This is a genomic window from Chlamydia pneumoniae TW-183, from assembly GCF_000007205.1.
GTDB lineage: Bacteria > Chlamydiota > Chlamydiia > Chlamydiales > Chlamydiaceae > Chlamydia > Chlamydia pneumoniae.
The window spans coordinates 105646-131508 of sequence record NC_005043.1; the positions used below are offsets into that span (position 1 = coordinate 105646).

The following is a 25863-nucleotide window of genomic DNA, read 5'->3' on the forward strand; positions in this document are numbered from 1 at the left end:
ATATGCAAACAATCTACACAAAAATAACTGATATTAAAGGCAATTTAATCACTGTAGAAGCAGAGGGAGCTCGTTTAGGGGAGCTTGCTACAATCACAAGATCCGACGGAAGATCTTCGTATGCTTCGGTATTGCGTTTTGACCTTAAGAAAGTAACTCTCCAGGTTTTTGGTGGCACATCGGGCTTATCCACTGGAGATCATGTCACGTTCTTAGGGAGACCCATGGAGGTCACATTTGGGAGCTCATTATTAGGCAGACGATTGAATGGTATAGGGAAACCCATTGATAATGAGGGGGAGTGTTTTGGAGAACCTATAGAGATTGCTACTCCAACATTTAACCCTGTCTGTCGTATTGTTCCTAGGAGTATGGTACGGACAAATATTCCTATGATTGATGTTTTCAACTGTTTAGTGAAATCTCAGAAAATTCCTATTTTTTCTTCTTCTGGAGAACATCATAATGCTTTGTTAATGCGGATTGCTGCACAGACAGACGCGGATATAGTTGTGATTGGTGGGATGGGGCTTACATTCGTAGATTACAGCTTTTTTGTTGAAGAGTCTAAGAAGCTAGGATTTGCAGATAAGTGTGTGATGTTTATTCATAAAGCTGTAGATGCTCCTGTAGAATGTGTTTTGGTTCCTGATATGGCCCTAGCTTGTGCTGAAAAATTTGCTGTAGAAGAGAAAAAGAACGTCTTGGTTTTGCTTACAGACATGACAGCGTTTGCTGATGCTCTTAAGGAAATTTCTATCACTATGGATCAAATTCCTGCCAATCGTGGGTACCCCGGTTCCCTATATTCTGATCTAGCTTTACGCTATGAAAAAGCTGTAGAAATTGCCGATGGGGGGTCGATCACCTTAATTACTGTAACTACGATGCCTAGTGACGACATTACACATCCTGTTCCTGATAACACAGGATACATTACAGAGGGACAATTCTACTTGAGGAATAATCGTATAGATCCGTTTGGTTCTCTTTCAAGATTGAAGCAGCTGGTCATTGGTAAGGTGACTCGAGAGGATCATGGAGATCTTGCGAATGCTTTAATTCGTCTTTATGCGGATTCCCGTAAAGCTACAGAAAGAATGGCTATGGGATTCAAGTTATCGAATTGGGATAAGAAATTACTTGCGTTTTCCGAGCTTTTTGAAACTCGTTTGATGAGTTTAGAGGTAAATATTCCTTTAGAAGAAGCTTTAGATATTGGTTGGAAAATTCTAGCTCAAAGTTTCACTTCTGAAGAAGTGGGAATTAAAGCCCAGTTAATAAATAAGTATTGGCCAAAAGCATGTCTGTCCAAGTAAAGCTAACAAAGAACTCCTTTCGACTAGAAAAACAAAAACTAGCACGATTACAAACGTACCTTCCGACATTAAAACTTAAGAAAGCTTTATTGCAGGCTGAGGTACAAAACGCTGTTAAAGATGCTGCAGAGTGTGACAAGGACTATGTACAGGCTTATGAGCGGATTTATGCTTTTGCGGAATTGTTTAGTATTCCTCTCTGTACAGATTGTGTAGAGAAGAGTTTTGAGATTCAGAGTATAGATAACGACTTTGAAAACATAGCTGGTGTTGAGGTCCCTATAGTCCGTGAGGTAACACTATTTCCAGCTTCGTATTCTCTTTTAGGGACCCCGATATGGTTAGATACGATGCTCTCAGCATCAAAAGAACTTGTGGTCAAAAAAGTCATGGCCGAAGTCTCGAAAGAACGTCTAAAGATCTTAGAAGAAGAATTACGAGCCGTTTCAATTCGAGTCAATTTATTTGAGAAGAAGCTCATTCCTGAAACTACGAAGATACTCAAGAAGATTGCGGTTTTCTTAAGTGATCGTAGCATCACCGATGTAGGTCAAGTTAAAATGGCAAAAAAGAAGATAGAACTCCGGAAAGCAAGGGGGGATGAGTGCGTTTAAATATACATAAGTATCTCTTTATAGGACGCAATAAGGCGGATTTTTTTTCTGCAAGTAGAGAGCTTGGTGTTGTAGAGTTTATTTCTAAAAAGTGTTTCATTACCACAGAACAGGGCCATCGTTTTGTAGAATGCTTAAAAGTTTTTGATCATTTAGAAGCCGAATACTCCTTAGAAGCTTTAGAGTTTGTTAAAGATGAGAGTGTTTCAGTCGAAGATATTGTCTCCGAGGTCCTTACTTTAAATAAGGAAATCAAGGGACTTTTAGAAACTGTAAAGGCATTAAGGAAAGAGATTGTTAGAGTCAAGCCCCTAGGGGCATTTTCTTCTTCAGAGATTGCAGAGCTGTCTAGAAAGACAGGAATATCTCTACGATTTTTCTATAGGACGCATAAAGATAATGAGGATTTAGAGGAGGACTCTCCTAACGTTTTTTATCTTTCTACAGCGTATAATTTTGATTATTATCTAGTTCTTGGAGTTGTGGATCTTCCTAGAGATCGCTACACAGAGATTGAAGCTCCACGTTCTGTAAATGAGTTGCAAGTAGACCTTGCAAATCTTCAGCGCGAGATTAGAAACAGATCCGACCGTCTTTGTGATCTCTATGCCTATCGTAGAGAAGTCCTGCGAGGGCTTTGTAATTATGACAATGAACAAAGGCTTCATCAAGCAAAAGAGTGTTGCGAGGACTTGTTCGATGGGAAAGTCTTTGCTGTTGCGGGTTGGGTCATCGTCGATAGAATCAAAGAATTACAAAGTCTTTGCAATCGTTATCAAATTTATATGGAAAGGGTTCCTGTTGATCCTGATGAGACGATCCCTACCTACCTTGAGAATAAAGGTGTAGGTATGATGGGAGAGGATCTTGTACAGATTTATGATACTCCAGCATATTCCGATAAAGATCCTTCCACTTGGGTATTTTTTGCTTTTGTGCTCTTCTTCTCTATGATTGTCAATGATGCTGGCTACGGCCTGCTATTTCTAATGTCTTCGCTTCTATTCTCTTGGAAATTCCGTCGTAAGATGAAGTTCTCTAAACATCTCTCACGCATGCTGAAGATGACCGCTATTTTAGGTCTTGGTTGTATATGTTGGGGAACGACAACAACTTCATTTTTTGGAATGAGTTTTAGTAAAACGAGTGTGTTTAGAGAATACTCTATGACGCATGTCTTGGCTTTGAAAAAGGCCGAATACTACCTGCAAATGCGTCCTAAAGCCTATAAGGAACTCACGAATGAGTACCCCTCGTTAAAAGCGATTCGTGATCCCAAGGCCTTCTTGCTAGCAACTGAAATAGGAAGTGCAGGTATAGAATCTCGTTATGTAGTCTACGATAAGTTTATCGATAATATCCTTATGGAATTAGCGCTGTTTATTGGAGTCGTACACCTTTCCTTAGGTATGTTGCGCTATCTTCGTTATCGTTATTCTGGCATTGGGTGGATTCTCTTTATGGTTAGCGCCTATCTTTATGTGCCTATTTATCTTGGTACTGTATCTTTGATTCATTATCTTTTCCATGTTCCCTATGAATTAGGAGGACAAATAGGATATTATGGCATGTTTGGTGGAATTGGGCTTGCTGTTGTACTGGCAATGATACAGAGGAGTTGGCGTGGAGTTGAGGAAATCATTTCTGTGATCCAAGTGTTCTCTGATGTTCTCTCGTATCTCCGTATATATGCTTTAGGACTTGCTGGTGCTATGATGGGAGCCACGTTTAATCAAATGGGAGCAAGATTGCCTATGCTTCTTGGTTCTATAGTTATTCTTCTTGGTCACTCCGTGAATATCATTCTTTCTATTATGGGAGGAGTGATTCATGGACTTAGGTTAAATTTTATAGAGTGGTACCACTACAGTTTTGATGGGGGAGGTCGTCCCTTACGTCCTCTGAGAAAGATTGTCTGTAGCGAAGATGCTGAGGCTTCGGGGATTCACTTAGATAATAATTCAATAGTTTGATAAACTTCCCTTGCCTTTAAGAGAGGAACATGAAAGAAATCTTGTCAAGTTCGTAATTATTTAAAGGTATTTGAAGGGAGCACATGAGGTAAGTATGATTGATATGTCTGTTGTTGGGCCTGCTTTGGTTTTAGGCTTAGCTATGATTGGAAGTGCTATAGGATGTGGCATGGCTGGAGTCGCTTCACATGCAGTAATGTCTCGGATAGATGAAGGACATGGGAAGTTGATAGGAATGTCAGCGATGCCCTCATCTCAGTCTATCTATGGGTTTATTTTGATGTTGCTGATGCAAGCAGCAATAAAAAATGGAACCCTATCGCCAGTAGGAGGGATCGCTATAGGTTTATCTGTGGGAGCCGCCCTTTTAGTATCTTCCGTGATGCAAGGCAAGTGTTGTGTCAGCGGAATTCAAGCTTATGCTCGATCTTCGTCAATATATGGGAAGTGTTATGCAGCGATTGGGATTGTCGAATCTTTTTCATTGTTTGCTGTTGTTTTTGCGCTACTACTACTCTAAACTTGTATTTGGGCTTACAGTTCTGTTAGCCGCAATAAGTGTGATTTGCTTATTGGGTTGTTCAGAACCTTCATTATCTTCTTTTACAGAATACGTAGGTCCAGAGTATAGTGCAGCAGCCCAACTCAGTATCGAGCAGAGTTGTCATGATGAGGTGTATGGACAGCAGGTTGTAGTGACCTGGAGTCTTCCCTCACGTATGAGGAAATGCCTTCCCGTGACTTTGTATCTCTGGGTATATTATGGTAATGGCAAGGTAGAGAAATTGACCTATGAGGTCAATCAAAGTGCGGGGTATCGAGTGTATTGCCTCAAGGGACTAGAATACAAAGAACTCCAGGGCATTATCTCCTATCGCGTTGCGTTATGTAGCGGGAATCAAGAGATTGTGAGTAGGCGTCACCATCTTTGGATGGAGGTTATCTCTTTGGATTCTCCTTAATAAAAAATATCAAATCATAAACATGCCCTATTTTTAGAAAAAGCAGCATAAAGATAATAAAATAGAACTATGCTACTTGCTCTAAGTTTACAGGGTATTTCTTAGTAGAGATCACAAATTTGGATTAAGAATTATGACAACAGAAGATTTTCCAAAAGCATATAACTTTCAGGATACAGAACCCGAGTTGTATGTGTTTTGGGAAAAGAATGGGATGTTTAAGGCTGAAGCTTCGAGTGATAAGCCTCCATATTCTGTAATCATGCCGCCCCCAAATGTTACTGGGGTTTTGCATATGGGCCATGCTTTGGTCAATACCCTTCAAGATGTTCTTGTTCGTTACAAACGCATGTCAGGATTTGAAGTTTGTTGGATTCCAGGAACTGACCATGCAGGAATTGCTACCCAGGCTGTAGTGGAAAGGCATCTCCAAGCTTCTGAAGGCAAGCGTCGTACGGACTATAGCCGAGAAGACTTTTTGAAGCATATTTGGGCATGGAAAGAAAAGAGCGAAAAAGTCGTTCTCTCCCAACTGCGACAGCTGGGGTGTTCCTGTGATTGGGATAGGAAACGCTTTACTATGGAGCCGCTTGCGAATCGTGCGGTCAAAAAAGCTTTCAAAACCCTATTTGAAAATGGGTATATTTATCGTGGGTACTACCTTGTAAACTGGGATCCTGTTCTCCAAACCGCCCTGGCGGATGATGAGGTGGAATACGAAGAGAAAGATGGATGGCTCTATTATATTCGCTATCGTATGGTAGGTTCTCAAGAGTCTATTGTTGTAGCAACAACAAGACCCGAAACTTCATTAGGAGACACTGGGATCGCAGTGTCTCCTAACGACGAGCGCTATGCATCATGGATTGGTGCGAGCGTTGAAGTGCCTTTTGTAAATCGTCAGATTCCTATCATTGGAGATGCTTCTGTAGATCCTACTTTCGGAACAGGAGCTGTAAAAGTGACTCCTGCTCATGATAAGGACGATTATCTTATGGGGACCAACCATCATCTTCCTATGATTAACATTCTCACCCCCTCAGGAGGAATCAATGAGAATGGTGGACCTTTTGCTGGGATGGCTAAAGAGAAAGCACGCGAGGAGATCCTCATTGCACTAGAAGAACAGGGGTTATTTGTAAGGAAAGAGCCTTATAAGCTTCGTGTCGGTGTTTCTTATCGATCTGGAGCTGTAATTGAGCCTTATCTTTCTAAACAGTGGTTTGTCTCTGTGTCAGAGTTCCGTGGAGCTTTGCGAGAGTTTGTAGAAAGTCAAGATATTAAGATTTTCCCTAAAGACTTTGTCAAAAATTACTTGTCCTGGGTCAACCACCTTAGAGATTGGTGTATTAGTAGGCAGCTGTGGTGGGGACATCGTATTCCTGTTTGGTATCATAAAAATGATGACGAACGGGTCCTTTGTTATGATGGAGAGGGCATTCCTGAAGAAGTCGCTCAAGATCCTGATTCTTGGTACCAGGATCCCGATGTTCTAGATACCTGGTTCTCTTCAGGCTTATGGCCACTGACCTGCTTGGGGTGGCCTGATGAAAATTCTCCAGATTTGAAGAAATTTTACCCCACCGCTCTATTAGTTACAGGGCACGACATCTTGTTTTTCTGGGTAACTCGGATGGTGTTACTATGTTCTTCAATGTCAGGGGAAAAGCCTTTTTCAGAAGTTTTCCTTCATGGATTGATATTTGGGAAGTCTTATAAGCGTTATAACGACTTTGGTGAATGGTCCTATATTTCTGGGAAAGAGAAGCTAGCTTATGATATGGGAGAAGCGCTTCCCGATGGTGTTGTTGCCAAATGGGAAAAGCTCTCTAAATCCAAAGGGAACGTTATCGATCCTTTAGAGATGATCGCTACTTATGGTACCGATGCGGTACGCTTGACTTTGTGTTCTTGTGCAAATCGCGGAGAGCAGATAGATCTTGATTACAGGCTATTTGAAGAATACAAGCACTTTGCAAATAAGGTTTGGAACGGAGCTAGGTTTATCTTTGGTCATATCTCAGATCTTCAGGGCAAGGATTTGCTTGCAGGTATTGATGAAGACTCTTTAGGGCTTGAAGATTTTTATATTTTAGATGGTTTTAACCAACTGATTCATCAGCTTGAGGAGGCTTATGCTACCTATGCTTTTGATAAAGTGGCAACTTTAGCTTATGAATTTTTCCGTAATGATCTCTGTTCCACGTATATTGAGATTATTAAACCCACACTCTTTGGTAAGCAGGGAAACGAGGCTTCGCAATCTACGAAGCGGACCTTACTTGCTGTTCTTCTTATTAATGTATTAGGAGTTCTTCATCCTGTAGCTCCTTTCATTACAGAATCTTTATTTTTAAGAATTCAGGATACCTTAGGAGCCCTTCCTGAAGGAGATGGGGATGCATTTACAGGTCATGCTTTACGTATGCTACGTTCTCGTGCTTGTATGGAAGCTCCCTATCCAAAAGCTTTTGATGTTAAGATACCCCAAGATCTTAGAGAATCTTTTACTTTAGCTCAAAGGCTCGTTTATACTATTAGGAATATCCGTGGGGAGATGCAACTGGATCCGCGTTTACATCTGAAAGCTTTTGTTGTTTGTTCTGATACTACCGAGATTCAGAGCTGTATCCCCATACTTCAGGCATTAGGAGGGTTAGAATCTATACAGCTCCTAGATAAAGAGCCTGAAAAGGGCCTCTATAGCTTTGGTGTTGTTGATACTATACGCCTGGGGATTTTTGTCCCTGAAGAGCATCTTCTTAAAGAGAAAGGGCGTTTAGAAAAAGAAAGAGTTAGGTTAGAACGAGCTGTGGAGAACTTAGAGCGCTTATTAGGAGATGAGAGTTTTTGCCAAAAGGCAAACCCGAATCTTGTAGTTGCGAAGCAAGAAGCTTTAAAGAATAATCGTATAGAATTACAAGGCATTCTTGATAAGCTTGCATCGTTTGCTTAGACAGAGAGGACCAACGATCTTTGGAGCGCTATGATATTGTTAGAATTATTGGAAAGGGAGGCATGGGTGAAGTCTATCTTGCCTACGATCCTGTATGTTCTCGTAAAGTAGCTCTTAAAAAAATTCGTGAAGATCTTGCAGAAAATCCTCTTTTGAAAAGGAGGTTTTTACGAGAGGCAAGAATTGCCGCTGACCTTATTCATCCTGGTGTTGTTCCTGTCTATACTATTTACAGCGAGAAAGATCCTGTATACTACACGATGCCCTACATAGAGGGATATACACTAAAAACCTTACTGAAGAGTGTATGGCAAAAGGAATCCCTGTCTAAGGAATTAGCAGAGAAAACTTCTGTAGGGGCATTTCTTTCTATCTTTCATAAGATCTGCTGCACTATAGAATATGTCCATTCTCGGGGCATTCTTCATCGCGACCTTAAACCCGATAACATCTTATTAGGTCTTTTTAGTGAGGCTGTAATCTTAGATTGGGGAGCAGCAGTTGCCTGTGGAGAAGAAGAGGATCTTCTTGATATAGATGTCAGCAAAGAGGAGGTGCTCTCTTCAAGAATGACAATTCCAGGAAGAATAGTAGGGACTCCAGATTATATGGCTCCTGAGAGGCTCCTGGGCCATCCAGCTTCTAAAAGTACAGACATTTATGCTTTAGGAGTGGTTCTTTATCAGATGCTCACTCTCTCTTTTCCTTATAGAAGAAAAAAAGGAAAGAAAATAGTTCTTGACGGTCAGAGAATTCCAAGTCCTCAAGAGGTAGCTCCTTATCGAGAAATCCCTCCGTTTCTTTCCGCTGTAGTGATGAGAATGTTGGCTGTAGATCCTCAAGAGCGCTATTCTTCGGTAACAGAGCTTAAGGAAGATATCGAGAGTCATCTGAAAGGGAGTCCTAAATGGACTTTAACCACAGCCCTGCCACCTAAAAAATCTTCTAGTTGGAAGCTAAACGAACCTATTTTACTTTCTAAGTATTTTCCAATGTTGGAGGTCTCTCCAGCGTCATGGTACAGTTTAGCAATCTCTAATATTGAGAGTTTTTCTGAGATGCGCTTGGAGTATACTCTTTCTAAAAAAGGCTTGAACGAAGGCTTTGGTATTTTACTTCCCACGTCAGAAAATGCTTTAGGGGGAGATTTTTACCAGGGGTATGGCTTTTGGCTGCATATTAAGGAGAGAACCTTATCCGTGTCTCTGGTGAAAAATAGCCTAGAAATCCAGAGGTGCTCTCAAGATTTGGAATCTGATAAAGAGACCTTCTTGATAGCTTTAGAGCAGCATAATCATAGTTTATCTTTGTTTGTCGATGGTACGACTTGGCTTATCCATATGAATTATCTGCCAAGTCGTAGTGGGCGAGTCGCTATCATAGTTCGCGATATGGAAGATATCCTGGAAGATATAGGCATTTTTGAAAGTAGTGGCTCTTTGAGGGTCAGTTGTCTTGCTGTTCCTGACGCTTTTCTTGCTGAGAAGTTATATGATCGCGCTTTAGTGCTTTACCGAAGGATCGCAGAATCTTTCCCAGGACGTAAAGAAGGTTATGAAGCAAGGTTCAGAGCAGGAATTACAGTTTTAGAGAAGGCCTCTACAGATAATAATGAACAGGAATTTGCTCTAGCCATTGAAGAATTCTCAAAATTACATGACGGGGTTGCTGCTCCCTTAGAATACCTTGGTAAGGCTTTAGTATATCAGAGACTCCAAGAGTATAATGAAGAAATTAAGAGTTTGCTATTAGCATTGAAACGTTATTCGCAGCATCCTGAAATCTTTAGGCTTAAAGACCATGTGGTTTACCGACTCCATGAGAGCTTTTATAAACGGGATCGCCTTGCTCTGGTGTTCATGATTTTAGTATTGGAAATAGCTCCCCAGGCAATCACTCCAGGGCAGGAAGAAAAAATCCTGGTTTGGTTAAAGGACAAATCTCGGGCTACCTTATTTTGCCTCCTGGATCCCACGGTCTTAGAGCTGCGCTCTTCTAAAATGGAATTATTTTTAAGTTATTGGTCTGGGTTTATTCCCCATCTCAATAGTCTATTTCATAGAGCTTGGGATCAAAGCGATGTGCGAGCTTTGATCGAGATTTTCTATGTTGCTTGTGATCTTCATAAATGGCAGTTTCTCTCTTCTTGTATCGACATATTTAAAGAGTCTCTTGAGGATCAGAAAGCCACAGAAGAGATTGTTGAGTTCTCTTTCGAGGATTTAGGGGCATTTCTTTTTGCTATTCAGAGCATCTTTAACAAGGAAGATGCAGAGAAGATCTTTGTTTCTAATGATCAATTATCGCCAATCCTTCTTGTTTATATATTCGATCTTTTTGCAAATCGTGCTCTTCTGGAATCTCAAGGAGAGGCTATTTTTCAGGCTTTGGATCTCATCCGAAGTAAAGTTCCTGAAAATTTTTATCATGATTACTTGCGGAATCATGAAATCCGAGCGCATCTTTGGTGCCGCAATGAGAAGGCTCTAAGCACGATTTTTGAAAACTATACAGAGAAACAGCTAAAGGATGAGCAACATGAACTGTTCGTTCTCTATGGATGTTACCTTGCTCTTATACAAGGTGCTGAGGCGGCAAAGCAGCATTTTGATGTATGTCGTGAAGATCGCATTTTCCCTGCTTCATTATTAGCTAGAAATTACAATCGTTTAGGTCTTCCCAAAGATGCTCTTAGCTATCAAGAGCGGCGTTTGTTATTGCGACAAAAGTTTCTCTATTTCCATTGTCTTGGTAACCACGACGAGCGTGACTTATGCCAGACTATGTATCACCTCTTAACCGAAGAATTTCAGCTTTAAATGATTTGTGTATGGTCTCAGGATCTTAGATTCTAAGTTCTTAAGAATCGAGTTCTTCATTGCAGATATACTTTTTCAGCAACGAGTCCTTACTTGCATAGATATCTTTGGGAGATCCTGAAAAAAGAAGCTTTCCTCCTTGTTTCCCAGATCCCGGGCCTATCTCTATGAGGTAGTCCGCAGATTTTAACAACTTCACATCGTGATCTATGTAGATTACCGAGTGGCCGCTATTTATGAGGGAGCGAAGTTTTTCTGGAAGATGTTGTTTTTTGATTGGATCTAGAGAAGAAAAGAGCTCATCAATGAGAAATAGGGTGGGAGTCTCTGGAGTTTGATAGAGAAAATAAGCAGTTTTCAGTGCTGTTTTTTCACTTACAGATAAGGAAGAGAGTTTTTGGCCGATAGGAAGATAGCCGAGTCCTATGTCAAGAAGTGCTTTTAGAGGTTTTTGTATCTTTTTAATAAAGGGAAATCGGAGGGCTACAGTTTCAATCGGAGTATGCAAAAGTTCTCCGAAATGCTTGCCTTCATAAAGGACTTCCTGAGCAAGAGGTTGGATACGAAATCCTGAGCAGGTAGGGCAGGGACGCTTTTCTAAAGCGTAAAAAGCCCGATCTATCCATTGGTACCCGAGTCCTTGGCAATCCGAGCATTGTCCTTGTTTTGTATTTGTACTGAACATCGTAGATGAAATATTCAGGGCTTTGGCTTGTGTTAGCGAAGCATAAAAAGCTCTCAAGGAAGGAGCAATATCGAAATAGGTGCTGATATCAGAGCGTTGCGATGAAGCTATTGGATGAGAGTCGATCACTACAAGGTCGGAAAATGTTGTAGTTCCTTTTGCTATCAGGAGCTCAGCTTGTTTTTTAAATCCTTCTAAAAGTAGAGAGGTTTTCCCAGATCCTGAAACTCCTCCAATGGCAACCAAAGCATGGAGAGGAGCCGATACTTTCAAATTCTGAATATGGTGTATCGATAGATTTACCTTTAATGTACGATCGGATCCTCGGGTATGGTTTGCCTTACTTATAGAAAGTGGAGCCTTGGGACAAACCTCAGTTTGGGGAACGTTAGCGTGTAGGTCTACAGATGGGCAAACCTCAGTATCAGAATCCATGAGAAATCCTCCTTGAGGTCCAGATCCTGGACCCAAGAAGATCGCGTGATCGGCATGGGGGATTAAAGAACAGGACCGATCGGTAGCAATTACTGTGTTGTTATTTGCTACGAGCTCTTTAAGTAGCTGAACTATGGTAGGAAGATCCTGGGGGTGCAGTCCAGAAAGAGGCTCTTCGAATAAGTAGACGATGTTGGTAAGATTTATAGAGATCTTTTTGGCAAGGTGTAAACGGTAGTTCTCACCATCACTGAGAGTGTCTTGCCTTTGCCCAAGGGTAATATAGCTCAGGCCTACTTTACTAATGAAGGTAAGGCGATTCATCAAATCTTGGATTATGCTTCTTGTATCATCGGTTCCTATAGTGTTTAGGAAAGATTCTAAGAATGTGGCATCTTCCTGATAAATATCCAAAAGCGAGGTATTGTTGATTCGCACATAGTTGGCATAATCGTTTAGTCCTGAGCCTTTGCAGGCAGGACAGGAGGTAAGAGCAAGCAGAGGTTTTATCAGGGGAGAGTCAGATTCAGTATCTAGCTGCTCCATAAGTAGTGCGTTCATTCCTGGAAACTCTGAGGAACCTCGGCAAAAATTTAGGAACTCTTTCGTAGTTAGCAACTTTAGTGGTTGAGAGGCATTCTCATCTTTAAGCAGCTTTTGTACAGGCTTCATATAGCTCTTTGGAAAGAATAAACTAAAAAACTCTAAAGGAGTGTAGTGAGCAATTTTTTCTTTATGCTCTTCTAGGGAGATTTTTAGGATTTCGCCACGACCTCCACATGTAAGGCAACGACCCTCGGGATGGTCAGAAGAAAGTAGTTGATGTGTAATCTCGGGATAGAGTCTCCCTTTCTTATCTTTCCACCCTAAGGAATACGAGAGTTTTCGTTGCTTTTTCTGAGAGATATAGATCCAGATTTCTGAGGATAGAGAAAAAGCTACCGAGATTGCGGATAATAAAGAGGAACTATTTTTCGGGGATACTTTTGTATGTTGTATGACTATAGCAGGTTCTATGAGATTTAGAGGCAGCCTCTCATCTAAATCATAGAGGTTCCCCTCAGAATATAACTTTATGAATCCCTCTTTTTGTTTTTCTTGAAGGAAGATTTCCAGATCAGAACCAAGAGGAATCGGAGAGGTTATAGTGACGTAATCGTCTTTATAGCTTTTGAGTAGGCTATCGATGATGGTCTGAGGTGTAGTTTTAGAGAGTTTTTCTTCTGTAAGGGGAGAAAAAGGTTCTCCTAAGATGGCAAAGAGCTTTTCCAGACCATTGCTTAATCCGAGAGCCGAGGCTATTGTATGGTACGAGCGATTGGAGGAGCTACATTTTCTTACCGAAATGACTGGAGAGAGTCCTTTTACCTCTCCTACAGAGGGTAGAGGAGTCTCCTTAAGCAGACCCTGTCTAATGTAGGGAGGGAAGAGCTCGGCATAAGCGATATTTCCTGATGCATAGAGTATATCAAAGACTAAAGAATGTTTCCCTGAGGCTCCAGGACCCGCAATTGCTATTAGGGAGTTTCTCGGAAGAGCAAGATCTATGTGTTTGAGATTATTTTGATAGGCATCCTTGATAAGGATATCACAAGATTTAGGAGAGGATGGCGGTTCAGATTTTACTACCGGTATGTCTAGAGAACCTTCAATATAGGGGGCCAACGCTTTTGCTGTTGGAGTATTTAGTTGGATAAGATCCTTAGGGGTGCAGGATGCCAGGAGGTATCCTCCGAGATCTCCTCCTTCAGGACCTAATTCCAAAACATAATCACAAACTTTGACAACGTGCATGTTATGTTCGATAACAAGGACTGTGTGCCCTAGATATGTGAGGGATAGAAGGACCTCGATCAGTGCTTGGATATCATGAGTATGAAGGCCTGTCGTAGGTTCATCTAGGACATAGAGTGTTTGCTTAGGAGAAGCAAAGAGAAGCTCGTGAGCGAGTTTTAGCCTTTGAATTTCCCCTCCGGATAATGTGGAAAGAGGTCTTCCTAAGGGCAGGTAATCTAGGCGTAGGGAACATAGAGCATGGATTTTTTCATGAATTTTAGGATGTGAAATGAAAAATTTTTCTGCTTCGTACGCTGTCATATCTAAAATATCAGCGATGTTCTTCCCTTCATAGAGGATTTCCAATACTTCTGAGTGATAACGCTTCCCTTGGCATTCAGAACAGGGGATGGGTGTATCATCATCGGAGATGGTCATCGTTCCTAACCCCTGACACTGAATACAAGCTCCTTGAGGTTGGTTGAAGCTAAAATGAGCTTTTGTCAGTCCTTGACGTAGGCTGCGAGGTTGAGAGGCGAAGAGTTCCCGGATATCATCAAAGGCTTTAATATAGGTCAAAGGTATCGAACGCTGTGAGCGTCCTGGAAGATCTCGGGTAATGTGAATCAAGCGGCCTATGCATCCCCACTCAAAATGCAGATTTTTAGGGTTCTCTTGTTTCAAGAAGCTTTCTATAGCAGGCACTAACGTATTATTAATTAAAGAGGATTTCCCCGATCCAGAGACTCCTGTAACTCCGATTAGCCGAGCTAACGGCAGACGAATAGAAAGATTTTTAAGGTTGTGGATCGTTGCTTCTGTTAGCAAGAGCCAAGATGTGGGAGCTTCCCGGGATTCTGGAATGGGAATGGTAAGCTCTTGACGCAAGTATTTTGCTGTCAGAGATGAGGAGTTCATGAGGAAGTCCTCAGGCTTTCCATTAAAGAGGACCTCGCCTCCGAAAATTCCTGCTCCAGGGCCGATGTCAATAATCCTATCCGCAAGAGAAATCATCCGTTCTTCATGCTCAACAAGAATCACCGTATTGCCTTGATCTCGTAGCTTTTTAATGACACCGATGAGCTTTTCAGTGTCTTGTGGATGCAAGCCTATGGAGGGCTCATCTAGGATATAGGTAATTCCAAAAAGTTCTCCTCCTAGGTGTTTTGCTATTGCTGTACGTTCTTGTTCTCCTCCAGAAAGGGTAGCTAATGCGCGATTTGGAGTGAGGTAGCCTAGCCCTAAGTCAATAAGAAAAGAGAGCCTTTGCTTTAGTCCCTGCAGGATTTCTTGAATAGAGAGAGAAGGAGATTTTACCTTAGAAAAAAATACGTGCCAGTTATTTAGAGACATCTGTTGGAATTCAGTGAATGTTTTTCCTTCCCAAGTAGCTACGGAAGCGTAGTCTCCTAGGCCTGTACCTTTACATAGGGAACAGGAATGTGCTGACATGCCTTTGGAGAGATAACGTGAGGGCTTCGTGGTATAACGAACTTTATCTCCTATATCGTTAAGTACACCTCTCCATACTTTATAGGTGAGATTCTTTTTTCCTAAAGTTTGATCGAAGAGTCGTACAGGAAGAACCAAGTTATTTTTTCCCCTAAGAAAAATATTTTGGATTTCTGGGGAAAGATCTTTCCATGGAGTTTCTAGATTGAAATTTAAGGCATCAGCAAGAGCTTGGTATATAGTATGATAGAGATAGGAAGAACAATTTCCAGCAAAGCTACAGCAATTCTCTTTAATCGAAAGATTTTCATCGATAAGAAGGGGATTATCTATGGAAATAAAGATCCCGGATCCTTGACAAAGAGAGCAACGGCTCTCCAGGGCATGAGGAGAAAATAATTGTTGAGTTAGAGGGGTATAGGTGACGTCATCGATCTGTTGCTTTGTGGAGAATGTCATGAGCTCTTCGTCACTAAGAACTGAGCAATGACCCTCTCCGAATTCCAAAGCTGTGAATAGGCTAACTTTGAGCCTTGCAATATTATTTTCACTTTTGATTAGAGTATCAATAACAATATCAACAGAGCAGTCTTCAGGAATCCCTGAAGTTAGGAAGGAGTAAATGGGGTGGATCGTGCCGTTACAACGTACTTTTGTAAATCCCTGTTGTGCATACTCATGGATTGCAGCAATATCTTTACGTAGCAGAGGAGCTAAAATAGAGATCTGTACACCTTCAGAGAGCTCCATAATGGTACTAAGAACTTTCTCCTTGCTGTAGAGATCTAAGACTTCTTTAGTCTTAGGATCTCGAGCCTGTCCTTCTAGCGTGAAGAGAAGAGCAAGGTGCGAAAAAAGTTCAGTAGTGCTCCCGACAGTCGCATGACTATAGTGTGAAAAGTGGTTCTGTTTTATTGCTATTGTTGGTGAGAGACCATGAATTTCTTCTACTTTAGGATTGGGCAGCGTCGTTATCGTAGTAGCGAAGAATGTCGGAAGTGTTGAAATATAGCGTTTTCTTCCAGCAGCATATAGGGTATCAAAGGCTATCGAGGATTTTCCTGATCCCGAAACTCCTGTGAGTAGAACGATTTCCTCGGAGTTAAAATGGATAGAAACGTTTTTTAGATTTCTAACTTTGATCCCAGAAACATATACAGGAAGTGATTTCATAAAGAATTCTCGTAATATACTTAGAAAGGTCTCTTACCTAACCTTGAGAAAAGAGTCATATCCGCACTGATATCTTGGGATTTCAAGTACAAATTAAACCGCAATATTGTATATTCCTGCAAGTATCCTCCCTCTCAAGAGTTTGAGTTAATAAAGAGAATTTTTTAATATTTTTTCAAAAAAGAATATAAAATATTTCATTATACCATGAGTTTTTCATTGAATAGACAATAGGACAGTATGATCACACGCACTAAAATTATTTGCACTATAGGGCCAGCAACGAATAGTCCAGAGATGTTAGCAAAACTTCTAGATGCTGGGATGAACGTAGCAAGATTAAATTTCAGTCATGGGAGTCACGAAACTCATGGACAGGCTATTGGATTTCTCAAGGAGTTAAGGGAGCAGAAGCGGGTTCCTTTAGCAATTATGCTAGATACTAAGGGGCCTGAAATTCGTTTAGGGAATATTCCTCAGCCAATTTCGGTTTCTCAGGGACAAAAGCTTCGTCTGGTAAGTAGTGATATCGATGGGAGTGCTGAAGGGGGAGTGTCTCTCTATCCTAAGGGGATATTTCCCTTTGTTCCTGAGGGTGCTGATGTTTTAATAGATGATGGCTACATTCATGCTGTTGTTGTCTCTTCAGAGGCTGATTCTTTAGAATTAGAGTTTATGAACAGTGGCCTTCTCAAGTCTCATAAATCTTTGAGTATCCGAGGTGTTGATGTTGCTCTTCCCTTTATGACAGAGAAAGATATTGCGGATCTTAAGTTTGGGGTAGAGCAGAATATGGATGTGGTTGCTGCATCTTTTGTGCGCTACGGTGAAGATATTGAAACTATGCGCAAGTGTTTAGCAGACTTAGGCAATCCTAAGATGCCCATCATTGCAAAAATAGAAAATCGTTTAGGGGTAGAAAATTTCTCTAAGATTGCCAAGCTTGCGGATGGAATTATGATTGCTAGAGGAGATTTAGGAATCGAGCTTTCTGTCGTTGAAGTCCCAAATTTGCAAAAGATGATGGCTAAGGTTTCTAGAGAAACAGGTCACTTCTGTGTGACTGCAACGCAGATGCTAGAATCTATGATTCGCAATGTCTTACCTACACGAGCTGAAGTCTCTGATATTGCCAATGCAATTTATGATGGTTCTTCAGCAGTGATGTTGTCAGGGGAAACTGCATCTGGAGCCCATCCCGTGGCTGCCGTGAAAATCATGCGTTCTGTGATTTTAGAAACAGAAAAGAATCTCTCCCATGATTCATTCTTAAAATTAGACGATAGCAATAGCGCTCTTCAGGTGTCCCCCTATCTCTCAGCCATTGGATTGGCAGGCATTCAGATTGCAGAAAGGGCAGACGCCAAAGCTCTTATTGTTTATACAGAATCAGGAAGTTCTCCGATGTTTCTCTCTAAATATCGTCCGAAATTCCCTATCATTGCCGTGACTCCAAGCACTTCTGTTTACTATCGCCTAGCTTTGGAATGGGGGGTCTATCCTATGCTTACCCAGGAAAGTGATCGCGCTGTATGGAGACATCAGGCCTGTATTTATGGCATAGAACAGGGCATTCTCTCTAATTATGATCGGATTCTTGTGCTTAGCAGAGGAGCCTGTATGGAAGAAACAAATAATCTTACCCTGACAATAGTGAATGATATTTTGACTGGGTCGGAATTTCCTGAAACCTAGAATTTTTGCTTTAAAATCCAGGACTTCGCAAATTTTTCGAGAATATACAGATGTTTTCGTAAATATGAATTAGGGCTTTTACTCCACTGTAAGTCAGGGCCCCTTCGACTTCACCTTGAAGTTTTTTCTCTCTTTATCTTTAAGATTTTTAGAATAGAAGATCCTCAAAGAGTTTTTTAGAGGAGCTTGGGGGTGGTCTAGAGATTTTTCTAGGAATCTTTTAGAGTACACAGCACAAGAACCTGTTTTTCTAAAATGCTTGTATAAATGCTGTAGATTGTTAGTGAGATCAAAAATAGCAGGATAGCAATTCGGTAGAGCTAGAATGTCTTGATCATTTCGGAGTTGGATCAAGGAGTACTCTGGGAATTGTTCTTGAAGTTCTTCAAGATGATCCGCATTTCCTAGTGCTAGATGAAGAGTGGTTCCTGAAAAGCATTCTGCTAGAGCTTTCAGAAAAGAAAAGTGTGAGGAGACTTGATCTACAAAAACTAGAATATGGCTATAGCGGTACTTCTTTTTTATTACGTTAGAGATCTTTCTCTTCCACCTTTTATGAATCCACATCCATTGTTCAGGCTGACTGGCGATCCCTTTTTCTAAAAATCCCATCATCTGATCCATAAGGATAGCCACGGATTCTTTCATAGGGAGGCTTTTATTAGCATACAGCTTGGCACTCGGAATCACTTCGAAGCCTTTAGCTTGGCGAGAAACATTAACAGCAATCACAGGAAAACCTGTTTTATAAGCTAATAGTGCTGGAGATGTCGTTGTGAATGCTGGAGAGCCAAAGAGAGGATACGTGTATGAAGACATCAACAAGGCTTGATCTCCAACAATCCCCACGAGTTTCCCTTGATTCAGAGCTTCTATGCCCTGTTGGATTCCGTTTTTTGGGGGTACAATCTTACCTTTGAAAACTTCTCTAAGAGCAAAGATTTTCTTGCTGAGCCTTTGATTTTTTATAGCCTTAGCAAAGGCGATTCCAGGATAGTTTTTAGTGATATAAAGAAAAGGAAGTTCCCAGTTTGCCTGGTGGCCACAAAATAAAATAAGGCCCTGCTTCTCTTGTAGATTCTTAAAAGTTTCCTCTAAATCTTCATTGGAAATGACCTCTTCAGAAGAAAAACCTTTGGGGTTTCGTGAGGATGTCACGATTGTAATGAGTTTGTCTATATTTCCGACAAGTTGCTCGATTGCGAGTAATTCTAAGAGTGTAATTATAAGATGCTGCAAAGATTGACGAGCTATTTTATAACGCTCATCAAATGTTTTTTCTGGAAACGCTAATGCTAAGTTTGTGAGGGCTGTTTTTCGATAATCGCTGATGATATAAAAGGCTAGAAATCCAAAACCTTTTCCTAATCCTGTTAAAAAAGATCTTGGGGTATGCCTGCATAAAGCAATAATACCAGAGACTAGGTAATACAGAGGGGCTTCTAGGATTGTTCTCTTGATCTGATGGAATTTTTTGCCCACAAGCTAATTTGACTTTCGCAAATCACTTTAAATAATACTATTGTGCTTCTTACTATCTCAAGATTTCTCGTTTTGCAGCGAAGCACGCTCCAGAAAGGAACATGCTTAACAGTATCGTAACTACGAGAACTAGGACAGCAGCAACATTACTCATTCCGAAAGTCATCCCAGAAGCTCCAAGCACTCCAGTACAAATCAAAATGATCAGTATAAAAGAAACAATAGCAGTAAGAGCTAAAAGTCCTGCAGACACTGTCGCTACATTTGCTTTGGATTCTGAGCTATCAGAACAACAACAAACTGTGTTGATTGCAGCTTCAAAGCCCTGGCCCAAGCAATCTATTAAGCACATAAAGTTTCCCCTAACTAAATTTTAGTGGGTCTGCACTACCACTCTTTTTTATATAATTTAGTTGTTTCCTTTGTTTTTGTCTGGATCACAACTTTATTATTTTTGATTTCTGCAATAAGATTTAAAGGTTCACCGTCTGCTGTAAAAAGTGCAAGCTTTCTTAAATATTCTCGGAATCTATGACGAATTCCAGCCTCATCAATAAGGGCTATATCGTGTAAAATTCCATGTTCTTGGGCTATAATAGTCTGAAGAAAAGTATTTTCTAAAGTTTTTTCATCTAAAAATTCTATAGCCCAGTTGATCGAAGAAGGGTCTTGTGGTGAGGGCATCACAATTGTTAAGACCATGTTGTTCTTTACGACATCTAAAAACTGTCTACTTACATCCTTAACATATAAAGGAATATTTATTTGATGAATTCCATGATTCAGAATAATGGGAGGGACAGGATCTAAGCTGTACTCTAGAGGATTCATCGTTTGAATGAAGGTTACAGGAAAGAATAGAAAGACCGGTAAATTTAAATTTAGGGGAATGCATTCCCTTTTTAAAAATAAAAGGCGAAGAAAATCTGCTTGAGGGTCATTGAGATCCATGAAGGTATTTTCAAAGGGAATCAAAATTTTCTTCCATTCTTTAGGAATGGGGAAAATAATTTCGTCATGACTTCCCTGAGCAATGCGATTTCTTTCTAACTCTTCGAACGAAATTTTATTCAAATTAAAGGTTAGCTCAAGACCTTGCTCTTTCAAAGCATTGATATATTCTTTGGGGCCACTGACTTTTTGATTCAAGTACTTCGGCCAGACATCCAAATACTCATATCCTTTCGGGGGACTCCCTATAGGTTTCGTTATAGTTAATAAAATGTCTTCGGTTACATATTGTGTAAGTCGGACAAAAATATCGTTAGCGTCAACGCTATGGATGTCTTTGCGTATGTTGATCTCATGATCTACAGAGACAAGGTTATGCTTATCTATAGTGGCAATCCAACTTTCCGTATGGTTTGCTGCACTGATCACTACCTCTAAATTTGAAGGACGGAGGTCTTGAACGGTATTTTTATTCCCAGTGATTGTTAAAGAGACTTTTTTATTCAGGAATCCGCTTTTTTGTAGTCCAAGAACGGTTTGGTCTGGATGTAGGTCTACGATGCGCACAGGGACATTTGTGAGTGTTCGCGTGATGGTAACACTTTGTCCTACGAGGATCCAAATGATGATGGCAAAACCTAAGGAAACAACTTTTCTAGGCCAATGCCGAATAAAGAGTTGAGATAAAAATTTTATCATCGTTTCCAAATCCAAGAGAATAAAGGTTTTCTTTTGTGTTCTTTAGGGGAAAGAATACTGCGGAGTACCGCTTTGAATCTATCTATTTTTACTCCGCGTGTTAGAAGGCCGTCTCTAGACAAAGAGACACTTCCATTTTCTTCAGATACTGTGATAATTAGAGCATCAGATCGTTGGCTAGCTCCTAGAGCTGCGCGATGCCTTGTCCCCATGGATCGGGAAAGCTGCGTCGTATCATGAGCTAGTGGGAGAACGACGCGAGCATAGGCTAGAATGTCTCCTCTTAGAATGACGGCACCATCGTGCAATGGAGATGAAGGTTCGAAAATCGTCTCTAAAAGTTCTTCAGAGAAAGTTGCATTGATTTTCACCGAAGAAAAACTTAGGTATTCATCGAAAGAATCTTTGTTTTCTAAAACAACAAGAGCCCCGATTTGGCGTTCTGATAGCTGATAAATACTGGCAGCTAATTGCTCTACGAACTGCTCTTGAGTATCTATGAAGAATTTTTTCCCATGAAATCGTATACGAGAGAGAGCCAAACGAATTTCTGGTTGGAAAATAATAAAGACCACGATGGCAGCGATATTGACTACGTGGAGCATCAATCTACGGATGATAGGGAGGTGGAGTTTATCGGCTAGGACAAATAGAAAGAGAAACGCAAGCAAGCCAAAGACAACATCCATAGCTCGGGTGCCCCAGAAAAATTTTAATAGGTAGTTTAACATTACCCAAATTAAAATGATTTCTAGCAAAGGTGTTGTATAATAAGTAATATCAAAGGGCATAGTTTTACTAGGTCCTTGGGTAGTATACTGAGAAAAGTTGCACAAAGTGCTCGGCTATTGTCCTAGGAAAGGTAACCTATTATCTTAGCATACGAACAAAAAGGTTAACAGCAAAGTATTTTGTAGTTGCAATACTTTGTTTCATCGTTCACATTACAGTTTCTAATTTTATATACAATTCTGGAAGTTTATGGATGCGCTTATCTTATCTAGAATACAATTTGGATTGTTTATAACTTTTCATTACCTTTTTGTGCCTCTGAGTATGGGTTTGAGCATGATGCTTGTGATCATGGAAGGCCTCTACTTGGTTACAAAAAAGCAAATTTATAAGCAAATGACATGGTTTTGGGTTGGGATTTTTGCCCTAACATTTGTTCTTGGAGTCGTTACTGGAATCATGCAGATATTTTCTTTCGGTTCTAACTGGGCAAATTTCTCAGAATATACAGGAAATATTTTCGGCACCTTATTAGGTAGTGAAGGTGTTTTTGCTTTTTTCTTGGAATCAGGATTTTTAGGAATTTTGTTATTTGGTCGCCACAAGGTCTCTAAGAAAATGCATTTCTTTTCTACGTGCATGGTAGCTTTAGGAGCTCATATGAGTGCCTTTTGGATTATTTGTGCGAATTCTTGGATGCAGACTCCTTCAGGTTACGAGATGGTGATGCATAAAGGAAAACTCATCCCTGCTTTAACCTCCTTCTGGGGAGTGGTCTTCTCTCCAACAACTATAGATCGCTTTATTCATGCAGTCTTAGGAACTTGGCTGTCAGGAGTTTTTCTTGTTATAAGTGTATCAGCATATTATTTATGGAAAAAACGTCATCATGAGTTTGCTAAACAAGGAATGAAGATAGGGACGATTTGTGCAGTTATAGTCTTAGTTTTACAATTGTGGTCTGCAGATGTAACGGCTAGGGGAGTTGCTAAAAATCAGCCTGCGAAGTTAGCAGCTTTTGAAGGTATCTTCAAAACCGAAGAATATACTCCTATATGGGCTTTTGGTTATGTAGACATGGAAAAAGAACGGGTTATAGGGCTGCCTATTCCAGGAGCACTTTCTTTTCTTGTTCATAGAAATATAAAAACCCCAGTCACTGGTTTAGATCAAATTCCTAGAGATGAATGGCCTAATGTACAGGCTGTCTTTCAGCTGTATCACCTGATGATCATGTTGTGGGGGGTTATGGTCGCTTTAACTTTGATTTCCTGGTCTGCATATAAGGGATGGCGATGGGCGTTAAAACCCTTTTTCTTAGTCATTTTAACTTTTTCTGTCTTATTACCAGAAATTTGTAACGAGTGTGGTTGGTGCGCTGCTGAAATGGGAAGACAACCTTGGGTAGTTCAAGGATTATTAAAAACCAAAGATGCGGTGTCTCCTATAGTGCAGGCGAATCAAATTGTACAATCTTTGGTAATATTTAGCTTAGTATTCATTGCTCTTCTGACTCTCTTTATTACTGTACTTTGTAAAAAAATAAAGCATGGTCCTGAAGAGGAAAATGATCTTACAGAATTTGAAGTGAAATAGAGGTATTTTTATGGAACTTTCTCTAACAAGCCTTTTACCACTTGCGTGGTATGTAATTCTTGGAGTTGCTGTCTTTGCGTATTCTTTTGGCGACGGTTTTGATCTTGGGCTCGGAGCTGTTTATCTTAAAGCTAAGGAGGATAAAGAACGTCGGATTCTTCTTAATTCCATAGGACCTGTATGGGACGGCAATGAGGTCTGGTTAGTGATCATTGTCGGTGGGTTATTTGCAGGATTTCCTGCATGCTATGCCACACTTCTCTCGATTTTCTATATGCCTATCTGGACTTTGGTACTCCTTTATATTTTTAGGGGATGTTCTTTAGAATTCCGAAGTAAATCGGAATCAGTGTCTTGGAAAATATTTTGGGATATTATCTTTATTTGTTCTGGGACTGCCATCAGCTTTTTCTTAGGCACGATTGTTGGGAATCTGATCCTTGGATTGCCTTTGTCTCCAGACACCTCTTATGCTTCTTTATCCTGGATTTTATTTTTCCGTCCTTATGCAGCCTTATGTGGCGCTGTAGTTGCCAGTGCGTTTGCTATTCACGGTTCTTGCTTCGCATTAATGAAGACTTCGGATTCTTTAAATGCTAGGATTGCTCAGCAATTTCCTTATATTCTTTCGTCCTTCCTTGTCTTCTATGTTCTCTTCTTAGGAGCAAGTTTAATCTCTATTCCCAAGCGTTTTGATGCTTTCCCTACGTATCCACTCTTGATTTTGCTCATTGCTTTAACGAGCTGCTGCTGTGTTGCTGCTAAGACGAGCGTGTCTAAGAAACGTTATGGCTACGCATTTATTTATTCTACACTGAACTTGTTGTCTCTCATTCTGTCGGCAGCTACCCTAACCTTCCCTAATATTCTTCTCTCTACTGTAGATCCACAGTATAGTTATACTATCTACAATAGCGCTGTTGAAACTAAAACGTTAAAAAGCCTTTTGATTATAGTGCTTATAGGCCTTCCTTTCATCATTACTTATACGTGTTATATTTATCGTGTGTTTAGAGGAAAAACTAATTTTCCCTCTATATATTGAGTTTCATTTAAAGAGTCCGAAGCCTTCATTCCATGAGGGTCGGATTTAGATTAAAGAGACTGTGATTGCGTATAGATCCAAGAATGAATCGAAGAACAGAGGATCTAGAAAATGAAGAGCTTCCATTGGAATCCTTTGGAAGCTATCATTATACTTCGTTATGAAGCTTCTTTAATTCCAACTACATAATAAGCAGGAAAAGCAAAATGGTTGTTAGGACGTGGGAGACATTCCACAGTGACACGCTTTCCTAACCATTGCTCTAAGTTGATACTTGTACCGTAAAGAAAAGCAATCGTGTTTTCCTGAGCTTTTAGTAGGTAATCCCCGGGATTGTTCTTTACTACATGAGGATACACTTCTAATACACCCGCAAGCACTTGTTTTTTCTTCTGTTCAGCGCGATAAAACGCTTCTTGTGTTAGTGCTTCAGAGTGGTCATTGCCTTGCTGCATACTGGCCCAGATTCTGAAGAGAGAATACTCTAGGTTTTCTCTTCCTTGGGTAAGAGGAGCTGTTTTTAATGCAGTTTGCTTACGAATATGACGTGAAAGTAATGAAGTTGTAACTTCAGAAGAAGAAACCTTAGGAGTGGAACATTGTGAGCTTGCAATCGAAGTATTTTGAGATTCTAGAGATTTAGAAAGATAGGCATCTTGGATTTCTTCTAAAGCTTTTTGTATAAGCCCTTGAATTCCTGGAACATCTTTAAACTCTTCGGATTGTACAAGGTTGATCTTTTTATAAATTGCTTCCAGATCAATCTCATTGAGGCTTTTCTCAAGCTCTATATGAGCAAAGTTTAAAGCAGAATTGATAAGGTCCATGGCAATCTTTTTTTGTCCCTCGCGTTGCGTATACAGCTCGATGGGTCCTTTGTTAGCAACAAAGTTTTTTGCAACATAGAATACGCATTGTGAGGGCAAGACCACCTCTAACCATTTCCCATGTGGCTCTTGAGAAGCTGGCTGTATTTGTGTGCCTCGGGAGAGTCTCACAAGTACTGGAGCTGATGTTGAGGGTTCTAAACGAACATTGACTTGTTCACCTTCAACGACATTATCTAAAACAAATGAGCGGAACACATAACCTGTAATTCCTGGAGGCGCAGAAATTACGTAGTAGTCTTTGCTTTCTCCGATAACAGCAACAAGATCTCCTTTAGAAAATTCCCTAATGATGGTCCCATCAGTATGAGGTGCTAGACGCATCCGTACGTGGTTTCCCTTAATTTCTCCAGTAAATGAAGAGGGAAGTTGTTCTGGAAAGGATACGGATTGGGAATCGGCAGCATAGATTGCTGGTGAGTTGATTGCAGTTCCTAAAGCTAAAAGAAGCATAGAAATCTGGAGCATTCTCATGCTTTTCTCCTACAAATATATTTCGTCTAACCGTTGGTTGAAAACATCGCTTACAGCAAAAAGGAGATTAACCCCTAGAAAAAGAATTATATTGACTTCAAGGAAAAAGTCAATCGGCTTACCAAAAGCTTAATTATG

The 25863-nt window shown here is 40.5% G+C and carries 16 protein-coding genes; 10 read left to right on the plus strand and 6 right to left on the minus strand.

What is annotated here, in order from left to right:
* The first annotated feature begins 2 nt into the window (after positions 1-2).
* From CPB_RS00450 to pknD, 7 genes are all read left to right on the plus strand, one after another.
* Positions 3-1319: a V-type ATP synthase subunit B gene (locus CPB_RS00450; protein ID WP_010882739.1), complete on the plus strand. Its 1317-nt coding sequence runs from the start codon at positions 3-5 to the stop codon at positions 1317-1319.
* Positions 1304-1933, plus strand: coding sequence for a V-type ATP synthase subunit D (locus CPB_RS00455; protein ID WP_010882740.1), 630 nt, complete (start codon positions 1304-1306; stop codon positions 1931-1933). Before CPB_RS00450 ends, CPB_RS00455 begins: the two co-directional genes overlap by 16 nt.
* Entirely contained in the window at positions 1924-3906 is a 1983-nt protein-coding gene (locus tag CPB_RS00460) for a V-type ATP synthase subunit I (RefSeq protein ID WP_010882741.1), read from the plus strand. Before CPB_RS00455 ends, CPB_RS00460 begins: the two co-directional genes overlap by 10 nt.
* Before the next feature lie 94 nt (positions 3907-4000).
* Positions 4001-4426, plus strand: a complete 426-nt coding sequence (locus tag CPB_RS00465; RefSeq protein WP_010882742.1) for an ATP synthase subunit C — start codon at positions 4001-4003, stop codon at positions 4424-4426.
* Positions 4359-4868 carry a hypothetical protein gene (locus CPB_RS00470; RefSeq protein ID WP_010882743.1) on the plus strand — a complete coding sequence of 170 codons (510 nt, stop codon included), beginning with the start codon at positions 4359-4361 and terminating at the stop codon, positions 4866-4868. The genes CPB_RS00465 and CPB_RS00470 overlap by 68 nt, the downstream gene beginning before the upstream one ends.
* Positions 4869-5001: 133 nt before the next feature.
* Entirely contained in the window at positions 5002-7824 is a 2823-nt protein-coding gene (locus CPB_RS00475; protein ID WP_010882744.1) for a valine--tRNA ligase, read from the plus strand.
* A gap of 20 nt (positions 7825-7844) precedes the next feature.
* Positions 7845-10643 carry a serine/threonine-protein kinase PknD gene (pknD, locus tag CPB_RS00480; protein WP_010882745.1) on the plus strand — a complete coding sequence of 933 codons (2799 nt, stop codon included), beginning with the start codon at positions 7845-7847 and terminating at the stop codon, positions 10641-10643.
* A gap of 40 nt (positions 10644-10683) precedes the next feature.
* Here the strand turns inward: pknD and uvrA are convergent, their stop codons facing one another.
* On the minus strand, positions 10684-16164 hold the full coding sequence (gene uvrA, locus CPB_RS00485; RefSeq protein WP_010882746.1) for an excinuclease ABC subunit UvrA: 5481 nt from the start codon (positions 16162-16164) through the stop codon (positions 10684-10686).
* A gap of 240 nt (positions 16165-16404) precedes the next feature.
* Between uvrA and pyk the strand changes: the two genes are divergently transcribed.
* Positions 16405-17859 carry a pyruvate kinase gene (pyk, locus tag CPB_RS00490; RefSeq protein WP_010882747.1) on the plus strand — a complete coding sequence of 485 codons (1455 nt, stop codon included), beginning with the start codon at positions 16405-16407 and terminating at the stop codon, positions 17857-17859.
* Between the two features lie 93 nt (positions 17860-17952).
* On the opposite strand, the gene CPB_RS00495 is transcribed toward pyk, so the two are convergent.
* Genes CPB_RS00495 through cdaA form a run of 4 tightly spaced genes read right to left on the minus strand, consistent with a single transcriptional unit; the run spans position 17953 to position 21782 of the window.
* Positions 17953-19341 carry a lipid A biosynthesis lauroyl acyltransferase gene (locus tag CPB_RS00495; RefSeq protein ID WP_011126060.1) on the minus strand — a complete coding sequence of 463 codons (1389 nt, stop codon included), beginning with the start codon at positions 19339-19341 and terminating at the stop codon, positions 17953-17955.
* Between the two features lie 52 nt (positions 19342-19393).
* Positions 19394-19693 carry a hypothetical protein gene (locus CPB_RS00500; protein WP_011126061.1) on the minus strand — a complete coding sequence of 100 codons (300 nt, stop codon included), beginning with the start codon at positions 19691-19693 and terminating at the stop codon, positions 19394-19396.
* A 35-nt stretch (positions 19694-19728) separates the two neighbouring features.
* Positions 19729-20991 carry a CdaR family protein gene (locus CPB_RS00505; RefSeq protein ID WP_010882750.1) on the minus strand — a complete coding sequence of 421 codons (1263 nt, stop codon included), beginning with the start codon at positions 20989-20991 and terminating at the stop codon, positions 19729-19731.
* Positions 20988-21782: a diadenylate cyclase CdaA gene (cdaA, locus tag CPB_RS00510; protein WP_010882751.1), complete on the minus strand. Its 795-nt coding sequence runs from the start codon at positions 21780-21782 to the stop codon at positions 20988-20990. Before cdaA ends, CPB_RS00505 begins: the two co-directional genes overlap by 4 nt.
* A 190-nt stretch (positions 21783-21972) precedes the next feature.
* Here cdaA and CPB_RS00515 point away from each other — a divergent pair, with 190 nt between their 5' ends.
* Positions 21973-23319: a cytochrome ubiquinol oxidase subunit I gene (locus CPB_RS00515; protein ID WP_010882752.1), complete on the plus strand. Its 1347-nt coding sequence runs from the start codon at positions 21973-21975 to the stop codon at positions 23317-23319.
* Between the two features lie 10 nt (positions 23320-23329).
* Positions 23330-24364: a cytochrome d ubiquinol oxidase subunit II gene (cydB, locus tag CPB_RS00520; RefSeq protein WP_010882753.1), complete on the plus strand. Its 1035-nt coding sequence runs from the start codon at positions 23330-23332 to the stop codon at positions 24362-24364.
* Between the two features lie 158 nt (positions 24365-24522).
* Here cydB and CPB_RS00525 read toward each other — a convergent pair whose 3' ends face one another.
* Entirely contained in the window at positions 24523-25725 is a 1203-nt protein-coding gene (locus CPB_RS00525) for an SH3 domain-containing protein (protein WP_010882754.1), read from the minus strand.
* Positions 25726-25863: the final 138 nt, after the last annotated feature.

Bases quoted from the DNA above. Each gene is read 5' to 3' on its own strand.
- CPB_RS00505 (WP_010882750.1), bottom strand. From the start codon at position 20,991: ATGATAAAATTTTTATCTCAACTCTTTATTCGGCATTGGCCTAGAAAA.
- cydB (WP_010882753.1), top strand. From the start codon at position 23,330: ATGGAACTTTCTCTAACAAGCCTTTTACCACTTGCGTGGTATGTAATT.
- CPB_RS00470 (WP_010882743.1), top strand. From the start codon at position 4,359: ATGCAGCGATTGGGATTGTCGAATCTTTTTCATTGTTTGCTGTTGTTT.
- CPB_RS00465 (WP_010882742.1), top strand. From the start codon at position 4,001: ATGATTGATATGTCTGTTGTTGGGCCTGCTTTGGTTTTAGGCTTAGCT.
- CPB_RS00455 (WP_010882740.1), top strand. From the start codon at position 1,304: ATGTCTGTCCAAGTAAAGCTAACAAAGAACTCCTTTCGACTAGAAAAA.
- cdaA (WP_010882751.1), bottom strand. From the start codon at position 21,782: ATGCCCTTTGATATTACTTATTATACAACACCTTTGCTAGAAATCATT.
- CPB_RS00500 (WP_011126061.1), bottom strand. From the start codon at position 19,693: ATGTGCTTAATAGATTGCTTGGGCCAGGGCTTTGAAGCTGCAATCAAC.
- uvrA (WP_010882746.1), bottom strand. From the start codon at position 16,164: ATGAAATCACTTCCTGTATATGTTTCTGGGATCAAAGTTAGAAATCTA.
- CPB_RS00515 (WP_010882752.1), top strand. From the start codon at position 21,973: ATGGATGCGCTTATCTTATCTAGAATACAATTTGGATTGTTTATAACT.
- CPB_RS00475 (WP_010882744.1), top strand. From the start codon at position 5,002: ATGACAACAGAAGATTTTCCAAAAGCATATAACTTTCAGGATACAGAA.
- pyk (WP_010882747.1), top strand. From the start codon at position 16,405: ATGATCACACGCACTAAAATTATTTGCACTATAGGGCCAGCAACGAAT.
- CPB_RS00450 (WP_010882739.1), top strand. From the start codon at position 3: ATGCAAACAATCTACACAAAAATAACTGATATTAAAGGCAATTTAATC.
- CPB_RS00525 (WP_010882754.1), bottom strand. From the start codon at position 25,725: ATGAGAATGCTCCAGATTTCTATGCTTCTTTTAGCTTTAGGAACTGCA.